The following is a 13,477-nucleotide window of genomic DNA, read 5'->3' on the forward strand; positions in this document are numbered from 1 at the left end:
TTGGGGGGGGGGGGGGGGGGGCCCCCCCCAAGGGGGGGCCCCCCCGCTGCCCCGGGGGGCCCCGGGCGGCGTCGGGGGGGGGGGGGGGGCGGCCCCCCCCCCCCCCCCCCACCGCGGTCCTAACCCAGCGCGGACTTCACCACATCGGCCAGTCGTCCGGCCACCGCGCGCGCCTGCTCGATGTCGGCCGCCTCGACCATGACCCGCACCAGCGGCTCCGTACCCGACTGGCGCAGCAGCACACGGCCGGTGGCACCCAGTTCGCGCTCGGCCTCGGCGACGGCCGCGGCCAGCTCCGGGGAGGTGCCCACACGGGACTTGTCCACGTCCGGCACGTTGACGAGGACCTGCGGCAGGCGCTCCATCACACCGGCCAGATCGGCGAGCGAACGGCCGGTGGCGGCGACCCGGGCCGCCAGCATCAGGCCGGTCAGCGTGCCGTCGCCGGTCGTGGCGTGGTCCAGGACGATGACGTGTCCGGACTGCTCGCCGCCCAGGGCGTAGCCCTCGGCCTTCATCGACTCCAGGACGTAACGGTCGCCGACGGCCGTCTGGACGAGCTGGATGCCCTCGCGCTCCATGGCGATCTTGAAGCCGAGGTTCGACATCACGGTGCCGACCACGGTGTCCTTGCGCAGCTGCCCGGCCTCGCGCATGGCGAGGGCCAGCACGGCCAGGATCTGGTCGCCGTCGATCTCCTCGCCCGCCCCGTCCACGGCCAGGCAGCGGTCGGCGTCGCCGTCGTGGGCGATGCCGAGGTCGGCGCCGTGCTCGACGACGGCGGCGCGGAGCAGCGACAGGTGCGTGGAGCCGCAGCCGTCGTTGATGTTCAGACCGTCCGGATCGGCACCGATCGTGACGACCTCGGCCCCGGCCCGGGCGAAGGCCTCGGGCGAGACGTGGGCGGCAGCGCCGTGCGCCTCGTCGAGGACGACCTTCAGGCCGTCGAGCCGGTTGGGCAGGACGGCGATGAGGTGGGCCACGTAGCGGTCGAAGCCCTCGACGTAGTCGCTGATCCGGCCGACGCCGGCGCCGGTGGGACGGGCCCACGGCTCGCCGGTGCGGTGCTGCTCGTAGACCGTCTCGATGCGGTCCTCCAGCTCGTCGGCGAGCTTGTGGCCACCGCGGGCGAAGAACTTGACACCGTTGTCCGGCATGGCGTTGTGGCTGGCGGAGAGCATCACTCCGATGTCGGCACCCAGGGCGCCCGTGAGGTAGGCCACAGCGGGGGTCGGCAGCACGCCGACGCGCAGGACGTCGACGCCCGCGCTGGCGAGGCCGGCCACCACGGCGGCTTCCAGGAACTCTCCGGAGGCTCGCGGGTCGCGGCCCACCACGGCCGTCGGCCGATGGCCCTCGAAGGTGCCCGCCTCGGCCAGTACGTGCGCCGCCGCGACCGAGAGACCGAGCGCGAGCTCGGCCGTCAGATCCGCATTGGCGACACCGCGCACGCCGTCCGTGCCGAAGAGTCGTCCCACTGGTGTCCTCCGAAGGTGCTCCGAAACGCAAAAATTCAGACTAAGTAAGCAACAAGCCTATGAATGCCTTATGCCGTTATATGCCCGTGACCGCCAATAAACGAACGCCCCGGCAGCACGAGTGTGCCGCCGGGGCGAACGTAGAACGCGGTTGAGCAGGCGGTTTAGCGCTTGCTGTACTGCGGGGCCTTACGGGCCTTCTTGAGACCGGCCTTCTTGCGCTCGACCGCACGGTCGTCACGGCAGAGGAAGCCGGCCTTCTTCAGCGTGGCGCGGTTGTTGTCCACGTCCGCCTCGTTCAGCGAGCGGGCAACGCCGAGGCGCAGGGCGCCGGCCTGACCGGAGACGCCGCCACCCGAGATGCGGGCGATGACGTCGTAGCGGCCGTCGAGCTCGAGCACCTTGAAGGGCTCGTTGACTTCCTGCTGGTGCACCTTGTTGGGGAAGTAGTCCTCAAGGGTGCGACCGTTGATCTTCCACTTGCCGGTGCCCGGAACGATCCGGACGCGGGCGATGGCGTTCTTGCGACGGCCCAGGCCGGCCGCCGGCTGCGGGTCGCCGAAGCGGCCTGCGAGCGACTCGGAGGTGTACTCACCCTCGACGGGGACCTCCGACTCGAAGGTGGTCACCTCGGCGAAGGTCTCTTCGCCCTCGGTGACCTCGGTGCCCTCGACGGGCGTCTCTGCAGTGGTCTCGGCCACGATTCTCCTCAGATCTTTCTTTACGTCTTTGGGGGGAGGCCGGAACTACTGCGCGACCTGGGTGATCTCGTACGGGACCGGCTGCTGCGCAGCGTGCGGGTGCTGGTCGCCCGCGTAGACCTTCAGCTTCGAGATCATCTGACGGCCCAGGGTGTTCTTGGGGATCATGCCCTTGATGGCCTTCTCGACGGCCTTCTCGGGGTTCTTCGCGAGCAGCTCGTCGTAACGCACGGAGCGGAGACCACCCGGGAACCCGGAGTGGCGGTACGCCATCTTCTGGGTCTTCTTGTTGCCGGACAGGTGAACCTTGTCGGCGTTGATGATGATGACGAAGTCGCCCATGTCCATGTGGGGGGCGTAAATCGCCTTGTGCTTGCCTCGGAGGAGGTTCGCAGCCGTCGTGGCCAGACGCCCGAGAACGATGTCCTCGGCGTCAATGATGTGCCACTGGCGAGTGACATCGCCGGGCTTGGGGCTGTACGTACGCACTTCGTAGCCTTCGCTTCTTCAGTGGATGGGGTCCAGACACACGGCTCCCCTGAAGCGATCATGCAGCTGGGGCTCACAATGCCGGGAACGACGCCCGTATGCGAGCCACTGGTAACTGCTCCAGGGAACCTACGTAAGGGCCCTTCGCGTGAGAACGACGAAGCCAATACGTATAACAGTCACCGACACTACCCGCCCCGCCCCGGACGGGTCAAAACGCGTCGCCCTTGGGCGGGCGGCAGTGGGGGTCCTTGGTGCGGGGTTCCGTGGGCGGGGTTCTGTGGTGCGGGCCTCTGTGGTGCGGGGTTCCGTCCTCAAGCGCCGGACGGGCTGGGTTTGTGCGGGTGCCCCCGGGGGGTTCGCCATGTGCCGTGGGTGGGGTCCGGGGCCCCTCCGGGGCGTCTCCTCAAACGACGAACGTTCCGCCGGTACGCAGAGCGGGCCGGGTATGTGTTCGTCGTCCTGCGGGGACTCCCCTGCACGGCCCCGGACCGGCCGTCCTGCGTCTGCGACGGTCGTGTCGCCGATGTGCAGACGCACGTGATGCAGGGTGGGGACGTGCAGGGGAGTCCCCGCAGGAAATGGCGTACGACCCGGGACCCTCGCGGTCCCGGGTGCACACGCCATTTCTGAGGAGACGCCCCGGAGGGGCCACACCCCCACCCACCGGACACGGCGCGCCCCGCGTCACCGGGCCCTTTCGACCCGTCGCTCGTCCCACACGGGCTCCGTCGTCTCCCGTACGAAGCCGTCCGAACCGAACACCAGGTACCGGTCGAAGGACTTCGCGAACCAGCGGTCGTGCGTGACCGCCATCACCGTGCCGTCGTAGACCTCCAGCCCGTCCTGGAGCGCCTCGGCCGACTCCAGGTCCAGGTTGTCGGTCGGCTCGTCCAGCAGCAGCGCGGTCGTGCCGGCCAGCTCCAGGAGCAGGATCTGGAAACGGGCCTGCTGGCCGCCGGACAGCTTCTCGAACGGCTGGTCCCCCTGCCGCTCCAGTTCGTACCGCCGCAGTACGGACATGGCGCCGCCCCGGTCCTTGGCCTGCTCCGTCCACAGAATCTCGACGAGGGTCTTGCCCAGCAGCTCCGGATGGGCGTGGGTCTGCGCGAAGTGTCCGGGCACCACCCTCGCCCCGAGCTTCCACTCCCCCGTGTGCGCCACCGGCTCGCCCGCCAGCAGACGCAGGAAGTGCGACTTCCCCGACCCGTTGGAGCCGAGGACGGCGACCCGCTCCCCGTAGTAGATCTCCAGGTCGAACGGCTTCATCAGACCGGTCAGCTCCAGGTTCTTGCAGGTCACCGCCCGCACCCCGGTCCGGCCGCCGCGCAGCCGCATCTTGATGTCCTGCTCGCGCGGCGGCTCCGGGGGCGGGCCGGCGTCCTCGAACTTCTTGAAGCGGGTCTGCATCGCGTGGTAGCGGTTGGCCATGTCCGGGCTGTTCGCCGCCTGCTGCCGCATCCGCAGGACGAGCGCCTTCAGCCGGGCGTGCTCCTCCTCCCAGCGCCGCAGCAGTTCCTCGAAGCGCGCGAACCGCTCCTTGCGGGCCTGGTGGTACGTACCGAAGCCACCGCCGTGCACCCAGACGTCACTACCGGCCGGGCTGGGCTCCACGCTGACGATCTTCTCGGCGGCCCGGGACAGCAGCTCCCGGTCGTGGGAGACGAAGAGGACCGTCTTACGGGTCTCCCTCAGCTTCTCCTCCAGCCACCGCTTGCCGGGGACGTCCAGATAGTTGTCCGGCTCATCGAGCAGCAGCACCTCGTCGGGCCCGCGCAGGAGCGCCTCCAGCACCAGCCGCTTCTGTTCGCCGCCGGAGAGTGTGCGCACCTCACGCCACTGCGCCTTCTCGTACGGAACGCCGAGCGCCGCCATGGTGCACATGTCCCAGACCGTCTCGGCCTCGTATCCGCGCACCTCCGCCCAGTCGCTCAGTGCCTGCGCGTACGTCATCTGCGCGGCCTCGTCGTCGGTGGTGAGGATCAGCTCCTCGGCCCGGTCGACGGCGCCGGCGGCCTCGCGGATCCGGGGCTGGGCGACGGAGACCAGCAGGTCGCGCACCGTGCGCTCGTCGCGCACCGAGCCGACGAACTGCTGCATCACGCCGAGTCCGCCGCTCACCGACACCGAGCCGCCGTGCGGCTGGAGCTCACCGGCGAGCAGCCGCAGCAGCGTGGTCTTCCCGGCGCCGTTCGCCCCCACGAGGGCGACCACGGCACCGTCCGCGACGCGGAACGAAGCATCGCCGAGCAGCACCCGCCCGTCCGGTAGGTAGTACTCAAGATGGCCTGCTTCAAGATGTCCCATGCAGAGCATTGTCACGGGCAGCGAAGCCCTGGCCCAACCGGATTACCCCCGGTCCCGGTCCCGTCCTTCGGATCGGGCCGGATCGGGGAGCGGGGTCCGGTGCGTGCACCTGCGCGGCCGAGGATCGAGGGAACGCCGAGGGATCCCCCCATGTCCTGCGGGCCCATGGGGGAGTTGGTGATGGACGACAACGCCGCAGATGTGTGTGCCGGACCCCACGAGCCCGGCCTGATCCGAACAAAAGGGCCTAGGATTCGCGGCATGAGCTTTGGGCAAGGGGGGCCCTCCTGGGGGCCCGGGGGCACTGGGACTCCGGACTGGGCAGCGCTGGCCGAGACATCCGCGGCACGCGCCAGGCGCAAGAAGTGGCTGATGATCGGCGGGGGCGCGCTGGCCACCGCGGCGGTCGCCGCGATCGTGGCGACCGCGGTCATCTCGACCAACAAGGACGACTCCGGCGGCACGTCCGGGAAGAACGCGAGCGAGCTGCCGTCGGCGACGGCTCTGCCGAGCGACACGGCGGAGCCCGAGCCTTCGTTCTCGTCGGTGGCCCCGCCGCCCCCGCCGGATCCGAAGGACTACATATCCGACGTGAAGAAGGACCGGGCGCCCGTCACGGTCGACGCCTTCTTCCCCGGCAAGAAGCTGACGATGGGCGACCGCGTCTACTCCAAGGGCGCGACGCACCACACCACGAAGTGCGCCACGACCACCAAGGGCGCACTGGGCTCGATCCTCACGAACAACGGCTGCGACCAGGTCATCCGGGCCACGTACAGCCGCAGCGGTGTGGCCGTGACCCTCGGCCTCGCGGTCTTCGAGACGGAAGCCCAGGCCAAGAAGGCCGCCCAGCAGGCCAGCGGCAGCATCGCACCGCTCAGCGGCGCAGGTGTGCAGTCGTTCTGCCCCGCCGGTTCCTTCTGCCGCCGCACGGCCAACTCCTACGGCCGGTACGCCTACTTCGCGATCAGCGGCTTCACCAGCGGGAAGAACGTCACCAAGGCCGACAAGGACGTGTTCGCCGTCGGCGACGACCTGACGAACTTCGCCTTCCGTCAGATCCGGCACCGCGGCGAGGTCCAGGCCTCGGCCGCGGCCACCGCACCCGCCACCTGACCGGCCCGTTCCTTCGGTTCAGCCAACTCTCCCGGATGCGGAGGACCGCTGCTGTGCGTCTCGTCTTCCTGGTCTCCTTCCTGCGCATCCTGCGCCACCGCGAAGCCGTCGGTGTCGACCTGGCCCCCGACGAGGCCGTGGTCCTGGACCCGCCGGACGCCCCGCTGCGGGCCGCCCTCACAGCGGCGACGGCCGGCGACCACGCCCCGGCGCGGGAGCTCCTCGCCTCGACGCGGCTGCACGCGCAGTGGGAGCGCAGGGACGCCTACGTGGGCCGGCTGGCCAGGACCGCGCTGCACCACGACGGCTGGCTGGACGCCTGGCTGGCGGAGTCCCCCGACGACCCCGACGCCCTTCTGGTCGTCGCGGACCTCCACCTCCACCAGGCGTGGAAGGTGCGGACGGACGCCCGCGCGAAGGATGTCGAACGGGACCAGTTCCAGGCCTTCTTCGCACTCCTGGAGGACGCCGTGCCGGTGATCGGCGCCGCGGCCGAGCTCAACCCCGCCGACCCGGTCCCCTGGCGCATCGCGCTCACCCACGCCCGCGGCACGCAGGCCCCGCGCGAGGTCTTCGACGCCTACCTCGCCGAGGCCGAGGCCCGCGACCCGCACCACTTCGGCTGCCACGCGCAGGCGCTGCAGTACCTGTGCGCCAAGTGGTACGGCTCGCACGAGGAGATGTTCCGGTACGCGGAGCGGGTGGCCGAGTCCGCCCCGCCTGGTTCGAAGCTGCACGCTCTGCCGCTCCAGGCGGCACTGGAGTACCGGCTGTCCGAGGCGGACGAACCCGAGGGCCCCGACCCGTACGGGCCGAAGGTCGCGGCAGCCATTACCCGGGCCCTGGCCCTCTCCGACACCTACGCCGGAGCGGGCGACCGCGAGGCGGCCGGCTTCCGCAACGACCTGGCCCTGATGCTGATCATGGACGACCGGCCGGCCGAGGCCCTCGACGTCTTCCGGGCCATCGGCGTCCACGCCACCGAGTACCCGTGGAACCGGCTCGGCGACCCCCGTACCGAGTTCCTCGAAGCCCGGTCCGACGTCCGGCTCGACCTCGCAGCCCGGATCCCGTTCTTCGGCCGCCCGCCCGAGCCGCCCGCCGTCGCCCCCGACTGGGCGGCCCTCACCCCACGCGCGGTCGCCATCGTGCCCGCGCCCCCGGCCGCCGTGGCCCAGGCGGCCCTGCTCAGCGGCTTCTCCTTGCGTACCGCCCCGGCGGGCCAGGGATACAGCTATGCCGAGGTGGTCCCCGAAGCCTCCCGCGGCCGGCGCACGGCACTGCTGCCGGAGGAGCCGCTGACCGCGGCGGCGGAGACCTTCACGACCGGCGAGAGCTGGCCCGCCCTGATCCTGCACCGCACCCCCGAGCGCTGCACGGTCACCGCCCTCCACCAGGGCCGCCGGATCGTCACGCACACCTGGGACACCGAGTCCCCCGCCCCCGACCACGCCGACGTACAGGCAGCCGCCGGCGACCTGGCCCGTCTGTACCGGGTGGCGGACCCGCGCCCCCTGGCGCACATCCTGCGCGCCACCGGCGACCCGGTCCGTCACCAGGCCGATCTGGTGTCCGCCCTCGGCCTGCCGCCCGTGCCGCCGGGCTTCGGCGGGGACACCGAGATCCTCGGCGACATCCCCGGCGCCCGGGTGCAGCCCCGCCGCTCCATCCTGGCGGGGATGCGCGACACGATGACGACGAGCACCGGCAGCCATCCGCCCGCGCCCGGCCAAGGCACCCCGCGGACCGGCCGCTGGTGGCTGATCCGTACCGCCGCGCTGGTGGCCGTCGGCGCGGCGGCGGCCCTCGCCTGGTGGAGTCCGCGGGTCGGCTGGTTCCGCTCCTCGCTGCTGAGCGGCGCGACACTGTACCTGGCGGGCACCCTCACGTCCGAGCTGCGCCGGCGGAGGCACACGGCCCCCTGACGACCGCCTGACCGGACGTCAGCAGCAGCCGGCCCCGGGAAGCGTCCGCACGTTGCGCGCCTCCACCGCCCTGGCCGCAAGCAACTCATCGGCCGGGTAGGCGACTTCCTCCAGCGTCAGCCCGTGCGGCCGCACCACGTGCACCCCGGGATCGCGCACCCGGGCCGCCAGCACCTCGGCCGGCCAGGGATACGGGCGGCGCCCGTCGCCCACGAACAGCATCGCCCCCACCAGCGCACGCACCATGTTGTGGCAGAAGGCGTCGGCCTGCACGGTCCCGGTGATGATCCCGGACGCCTCGTCACGTACCCAACTCAGCTTCTGCAGGGTCCGGATGGTCGTCGCCCCCTCGCGCTTCTTGCAGTACGCGGCGAAGTCGTGCTCCCCCGTCATGCGCGCCGCAGCCGCGTTCATCGCATCGAGGTCCAACTCCCGGTCGTGCCACAGCACATGACCCCGCACCAGCGGATCGACACCACCGGGGCCGTCCGACACCCGGTAGGCGTACCGGCGCCACAGGGCCGAGAAGCGGGCGTTGAACCCGGCCGGCGCCTCCTCGATCCGCCGGATCCGCACATCGGGCGCCATCCGCCCGGCCATCCGCCGCAGCAGCATCGAGGCGTGCTCGGCCCACACCTCGGCCGGCAGGTCCACGTGCGCGACCTGGCCCCGGGCGTGCACCCCGGCATCGGTGCGTCCGGCCACGGTCAGGTCGTAGGTGCGCACGGAGCGGGTCACGGTCCGCAGCGCATCCTCGATCTCCCCCTGGACGGTCCGCCGGCCGGTCTGCTTCGCCCAGCCCGAGAAGTCCTTGCCGTCGTACGCCAGGTCCAGCCGCACCCGGACGAAACCGGGCTCCACCACGTCACTCACACCAGCGATCCTCTCAAGATCCGTACACAGCGAAACGGGCCCGCACCGCCCCGAAGGGTGATGCGGGCCCGTCCAGAGGTCTCAGAACGCTCAGGCGTCCTTGGACTCCTCGTCGGCCTCGGCCGGCTTGGCGTCCTCGACGGACTCGACCGGGGTCTCGTCCTTCTTGAGGGCGTCTTCCTTGACCGCACGCTTCGTGGCGGCCTCGGCCTCACCGGTGGCAGCCTGCGCCACGGTCAGGGCCTCGACCAGCTCGATGACGGCCATCGGGGCGTTGTCGCCACGACGGTTGCCGATCTTGGTGATGCGGGTGTAGCCACCGGGGCGGTTCTCGTACCGCGGGGCGATCTCGGTGAAGAGCGTGTGCACGATGCCCTTGTCCGTGATCGACTGCAGCACCAGGCGACGGTTGTGGATGTCGCCCTTCTTCGCCTTGGTGATGAAACGCTCGGCGACCGGACGCAGGCGGCGGGCCTTGGCCTCGGTCGTGGTGATGCGGCCGTGCTCGAACAGCGACTTCGCAAGGTTGTTGAGAAGAAGCTTCTCGTGCGCAGCGCTGCCGCCCAGACGGGCACCCTTGGCGGGCTGAGGCATGGTTTTCTCCTTGTGTGCTGCACCGGCCGTATCAGGTACCGGTGTCAGTTCCCGCGCGGCGGTCGCCACACGGAAGTATGCGTGGGCCGGACGATCCGAGACCGTCCGGCGATCGAGGGCAGAACCCTCGCGCACGAGCCGAAATCAAGCCCGTCCGGCAGTTGAGGACAAAGCCCTCGCCCGGTCCGGGGCACCCGGAAGACCCGGGCACCCCAGCCGGAGGCGACTCAGTACTGCTCGGTCTCCACGAAACCCGCATCCGCGTCGTCGTCCGCGCCGAAGGCGTCGGCCGCGGCGGTCGGGTCGAAGCCGGGAGGCGAGTCCTTCAGCGCCAGGCCCATACCGGCCAGCTTCGCCTTGACCTCGTCGATCGACTTCGCACCGAAGTTGCGGATGTCGAGCAGGTCCGCCTCGGAGCGGGCCACGAGCTCGCCCACCGAGTGGATGCCCTCGCGCTTGAGGCAGTTGTACGAGCGGACCGTGAGCTCGAGCTCCTCGATCGGCAGCGCCAGATCGGCGGCGAGCGCGGCGTCCGTCGGCGACGGGCCCATGTCGATGCCCTCGGCGTCGATGTTGAGCTCGCGCGCCAGACCGAACAGCTCGACCAGGGTCTTACCGGCCGACGCCATGGCGTCACGGGGACGCATGGCCTGCTTGGTCTCGACGTCGACGATCAGCTTGTCGAAGTCGGTGCGCTGCTCGACACGGGTCGCCTCGACCTTGTACGTGACCTTGAGCACCGGCGAGTAGATGGAGTCGACCGGAATCCGGCCGATCTCCTGGCCCACCTGCTTGTTCTGGACGGCGGAGACGTAGCCGCGACCGCGCTCGACGGTCAGCTCCATCTCCAGCTTGCCCTTGCCGTTCAGCGTGGCCAGGACGAGGTCCGGGTTGTGGACCTCGACACCGGCCGGCGGGGCGATGTCGGCAGCGGTGACCAGGCCGGGACCCTGCTTGCGCAGGTACATCACGACCGGCTCGTCGTGCTCCGAGGAGACGACCAGCTGCTTGATGTTGAGGATGAGGTCGGTCACGTCCTCCTTGACGCCCGGCACGGTGGTGAACTCGTGCAGGACACCGTCGATACGGATGCTGGTGACAGCGGCACCCGGGATCGAGGAGAGGAGCGTGCGACGCAGGGAGTTGCCGAGCGTGTAGCCGAAGCCCGGCTCCAGCGGCTCGATGACGAACCGCGAGCGGAACTCGTCGACGACCTCTTCGGTCAGCGACGGACGCTGAGCGATAAGCATGTGTGAATCCTTCAGTCGTGGGCGCCCACTATTTGACACCCGACAGATGAAACAAGGATACGGGCGGCACACCCCCGTAGGGGGCATACCGCCCGTACCCACGCTACTGACGCACGGCCGTCACCGACCGCAGCGGATCAGACGCGGCGACGCTTCGGCGGACGGCAGCCGTTGTGCGGCGTCGGGGTGACGTCCTGGATCGAACCGACCTCCAGGCCCGTGGCCTGCAGGGAGCGGATCGCGGTCTCGCGGCCGGAGCCCGGACCCTTGACGAAGACGTCAACCTTGCGCATGCCGTGCTCCTGCGCGCGGCGGGCGGCCGACTCGGCGGCCATCTGCGCGGCGAAGGGGGTGGACTTGCGCGAGCCCTTGAAGCCGACGTGGCCGGCGGAGGCCCAGGAGATCACGTTGCCCGAGGGGTCCGTGATCGAGACGATGGTGTTGTTGAACGTGCTCTTGATGTGGGCGTGCCCGTGAGCGACGTTCTTCTTTTCCTTGCGACGCACCTTCTTGGCTGCGCCCTGACGACCCTTGGGGGGCATGTCTTGACTCCAGATGGAGAGGGGAGGTGATCGGTCCTACAGCGAAGACCGCTGGATACTGCGGATGTCCGGAGATCCGGACGCTCGCAGTGCGTCCGCTGAGGACTACTTCTTGCCCGGCTTCTTCTTACCGGCGATCGCGCGACGCGGGCCCTTGCGGGTACGAGCGTTCGTGCTGGTGCGCTGGCCGTGGACCGGGAGACCGCGACGGTGGCGGATGCCCTGGTAGCAGCCGATCTCGATCTTGCGGCGGATGTCGCCCTGGATCTCGCGGCGAAGGTCACCCTCGGTGCGGAGGTTGGCGTCCACGTACTCGCGGATCTTGACCAGGTCCTCTTCGGCCAGGTCACGAACGCGGGTGTTCGGGTTCACGCCGGTGGTGGCGAGGATCTCCTTGGACCGGGTGCGCCCGATACCGAAGACGTAGGTGAGGGCAACCTCCACGCGCTTTTCGCGCGGGATGTCAACACCTGAAACGCGTGCCATTCAATGGCTCCAGTTGTCATTTCGGGGGTCTTCCGCAGTGCCACTCCCGACCGCCGACCTCTCGCTGGGAGAGGTGGTACGCCCGGGTCTCCGGCCCCCGCCGGAGGTGTCGTCAGCCGTGGCTTGGACGGGCACTGCGTATGTACGTTTACGTGCGTCGCGCGAAGTACTGCGAGATGCGAGGGGGTCGTGCGTCAGCCCTGGCGCTGCTTGTGGCGCAGGTTGTCGCAGATGACCATGACCCGACCGTGACGGCGGATCACCTTGCACTTGTCGCAGATCTTCTTGACGCTCGGCTTGACCTTCATGGGATGTCAGGTTCTCCGGGTCAGTGCCAGCACCCCGCCGAAGCGGGATGTGGGCAAGATCTACTTGTAGCGGTAGACGATCCGGCCACGCGTCAGGTCGTACGGGGAGAGCTCCACCACGACCCGGTCGTCCGGAAGGATTCGGATGTAGTGCATCCGCATCTTGCCGGAGATGTGCGCGAGGACCTTGTGACCGTTCTGGAGTTCCACCTTGAACATGGCGTTCGGGAGGGACTCGATCACGGTGCCCTCAATTTCGATGGCACCTTGCTTCTTGGCCACGCTTCGCCTTTCGAATCGGCTACCTTGATCGACTTCCGTCACTCGTATGCGGACACACGGATGCACGAGAGCCGACGAGTCAGTCTACGTCAGCGGACTCCAAAAGACGAATCCGTCAAGTTTGCCCACCGCGGCTGATCCTTAGACCTCCGGGTGGCTTTCAATCACGCCGCCGGGCCGGGAACTCAGCCCAGCGGGTCGGGAGCCGTCTCCACGCCGTACTGCGCCAGCTTCTCGCGGCCGCAGTCCGGAGCGGTCAGGACCAGCGGGCCCTGCTCCGTGAGGGCGATGCTGTGCTCCCAGTGGGAGGACCAGGTGCCGTCGGTGGTGATGACGGTCCACTCGTCCTCCAGCACCTCTGTGCGGGCCGTGCCGAGGGAGACCATCGGCTCGATGGCCAGGCAGAGGCCCGGGACCAGCTTGACGCCCTTGCCGCGCTTGCGGGCGACATAGTTCAGCACGTGCGGGTCCATGTGCATCTCGGTGCCGATGCCGTGCCCGCCGTAGTCCTCGATGATGCCGTACTTGCCGGTCGCCGGACGGGGCTGGCGGCGGATGTAGGACTCGATCGCCTTCGAGATGTCGACCAGGCGGCCGTTCACCTTCATCGCCGCGATGCCGGCCCACATCGACTCCTCGGTCACCCGGGAGAGCTCGATGAGCTCCGGAGCGTGACCGGTGCCGACGAAGGCCGTGTACGCGGCGTCGCCGTGCCAGCCGTCGATGATCGCGCCGGCGTCGATGGAGATGATGTCGCCGTCCTTGAGGACGGTCTTCTCGTCCGGGATGCCGTGGACGACGACCTCGTTGACCGAGGTGCAGATCGTCGCGGGGAATCCGCCGTAACCGAGGAAGTTCGACTTCGCGCCGTGGTCGGCGATCACCTTGCGGGCGACCTGGTCCAGGTCCTGCGTGGTGGCGCCGGGCACGGCCGCCTCACGGGTGGCCGCGTGAATGGCAGCGACCACCAGCCCCGCCTCACGCATCTTCGCGATCTGCTCGGGGGTCTTGATCTGCACCATTGCGCGGCGCCTTTCTGCATGGACGGTGACGGCTGCGGCGTATTCAACTGTACGGCGCAAACAGTCGGGGGGGGGGGGCCCGGGCCCTCGCCCCCGCCCCCCAG

General features: G+C 69.7%; 14 protein-coding genes. 2 read left to right on the top strand and 12 right to left on the bottom strand.

Translation table 11 applies throughout. The features are described from left to right. Positions 1-119 precede the first annotated feature (119 nt). The 4 genes from glmM to ABT025_RS37615 form a co-directional block, all read right to left on the bottom strand. Positions 120-1,478, bottom strand: a complete 1,359-nt coding sequence (gene glmM / locus ABT025_RS37600) for a phosphoglucosamine mutase (RefSeq protein ID WP_351003177.1) — start codon at positions 1,476-1,478, stop codon at positions 120-122. Between the two features lie 164 nt (positions 1,479-1,642). After that, a complete protein-coding gene (gene rpsI, locus ABT025_RS37605; protein WP_351003178.1) occupies positions 1,643-2,179 on the bottom strand; it encodes a 30S ribosomal protein S9 in 537 nt (178 codons plus the stop codon). Positions 2,180-2,224: 45 nt separating this feature from the next. Beyond that, positions 2,225-2,668 (bottom strand): 50S ribosomal protein L13, encoded by a 444-nt coding sequence (gene rplM, locus ABT025_RS37610; RefSeq protein ID WP_266781688.1) that lies wholly within the window; start codon positions 2,666-2,668, stop codon positions 2,225-2,227. 687 nt (positions 2,669-3,355) lie between these two features. Further along, positions 3,356-4,975 carry an ABC-F family ATP-binding cassette domain-containing protein gene (locus tag ABT025_RS37615; RefSeq protein ID WP_351003180.1) on the bottom strand — a complete coding sequence of 540 codons (1,620 nt, stop codon included), beginning with the start codon at positions 4,973-4,975 and terminating at the stop codon, positions 3,356-3,358. A gap of 261 nt (positions 4,976-5,236) precedes the next feature. On the opposite strand from ABT025_RS37615, the gene ABT025_RS37620 reads away from it, so the two are divergent. After that, the gene (locus ABT025_RS37620; RefSeq protein WP_351003182.1) at positions 5,237-6,091 is read left to right on the top strand and encodes a hypothetical protein; all 855 of its coding nucleotides are present in this window, start codon (positions 5,237-5,239) and stop codon (positions 6,089-6,091) included. 53 nt (positions 6,092-6,144) lie between these two features. Then, complete coding sequence (locus ABT025_RS37625) at positions 6,145-8,016, top strand: hypothetical protein (RefSeq protein WP_351003184.1); 1,872 nt, start codon at positions 6,145-6,147, stop codon at positions 8,014-8,016. An 18-nt stretch (positions 8,017-8,034) separates the two neighbouring features. Here ABT025_RS37625 and truA read toward each other — a convergent pair whose 3' ends face one another. The 8 genes from truA to map all read right to left on the bottom strand — a co-directional run bounded on the left by truA (position 8,035) and on the right by map (position 13,373). Beyond that, positions 8,035-8,889 (bottom strand): tRNA pseudouridine(38-40) synthase TruA, encoded by an 855-nt coding sequence (gene truA, locus ABT025_RS37630; protein WP_351003185.1) that lies wholly within the window; start codon positions 8,887-8,889, stop codon positions 8,035-8,037. Between the two features lie 90 nt (positions 8,890-8,979). Then, positions 8,980-9,483: a 50S ribosomal protein L17 gene (rplQ, locus tag ABT025_RS37635; protein ID WP_136328425.1), complete on the bottom strand. Its 504-nt coding sequence runs from the start codon at positions 9,481-9,483 to the stop codon at positions 8,980-8,982. Positions 9,484-9,710: 227 nt separating this feature from the next. After that, a complete protein-coding gene (locus ABT025_RS37640; protein ID WP_003966937.1) occupies positions 9,711-10,733 on the bottom strand; it encodes a DNA-directed RNA polymerase subunit alpha in 1,023 nt (340 codons plus the stop codon). A 137-nt stretch (positions 10,734-10,870) separates the two neighbouring features. After that, entirely contained in the window at positions 10,871-11,275 is a 405-nt protein-coding gene (gene rpsK, locus ABT025_RS37645; RefSeq protein WP_003956432.1) for a 30S ribosomal protein S11, read from the bottom strand. A gap of 105 nt (positions 11,276-11,380) precedes the next feature. Further along, a complete protein-coding gene (gene rpsM / locus ABT025_RS37650) occupies positions 11,381-11,761 on the bottom strand; it encodes a 30S ribosomal protein S13 (protein WP_014047799.1) in 381 nt (126 codons plus the stop codon). A gap of 194 nt (positions 11,762-11,955) precedes the next feature. Beyond that, positions 11,956-12,069, bottom strand: coding sequence for a 50S ribosomal protein L36 (rpmJ, locus tag ABT025_RS37655; RefSeq protein WP_003956441.1), 114 nt, complete (start codon positions 12,067-12,069; stop codon positions 11,956-11,958). Positions 12,070-12,129: 60 nt separating this feature from the next. Further along, positions 12,130-12,351: a translation initiation factor IF-1 gene (gene infA / locus ABT025_RS37660; RefSeq protein ID WP_003956442.1), complete on the bottom strand. Its 222-nt coding sequence runs from the start codon at positions 12,349-12,351 to the stop codon at positions 12,130-12,132. Positions 12,352-12,536: 185 nt separating this feature from the next. Next, the gene (gene map / locus ABT025_RS37665) at positions 12,537-13,373 is read right to left on the bottom strand and encodes a type I methionyl aminopeptidase (RefSeq protein WP_351003186.1); all 837 of its coding nucleotides are present in this window, start codon (positions 13,371-13,373) and stop codon (positions 12,537-12,539) included. Between the last annotated feature and the right edge of the window lie 104 nt (positions 13,374-13,477).

The sequence above is a fragment of the Streptomyces sp. NPDC002809 genome, from assembly GCF_040295435.1.
Classification (GTDB): domain Bacteria; phylum Actinomycetota; class Actinomycetes; order Streptomycetales; family Streptomycetaceae; genus Streptomyces.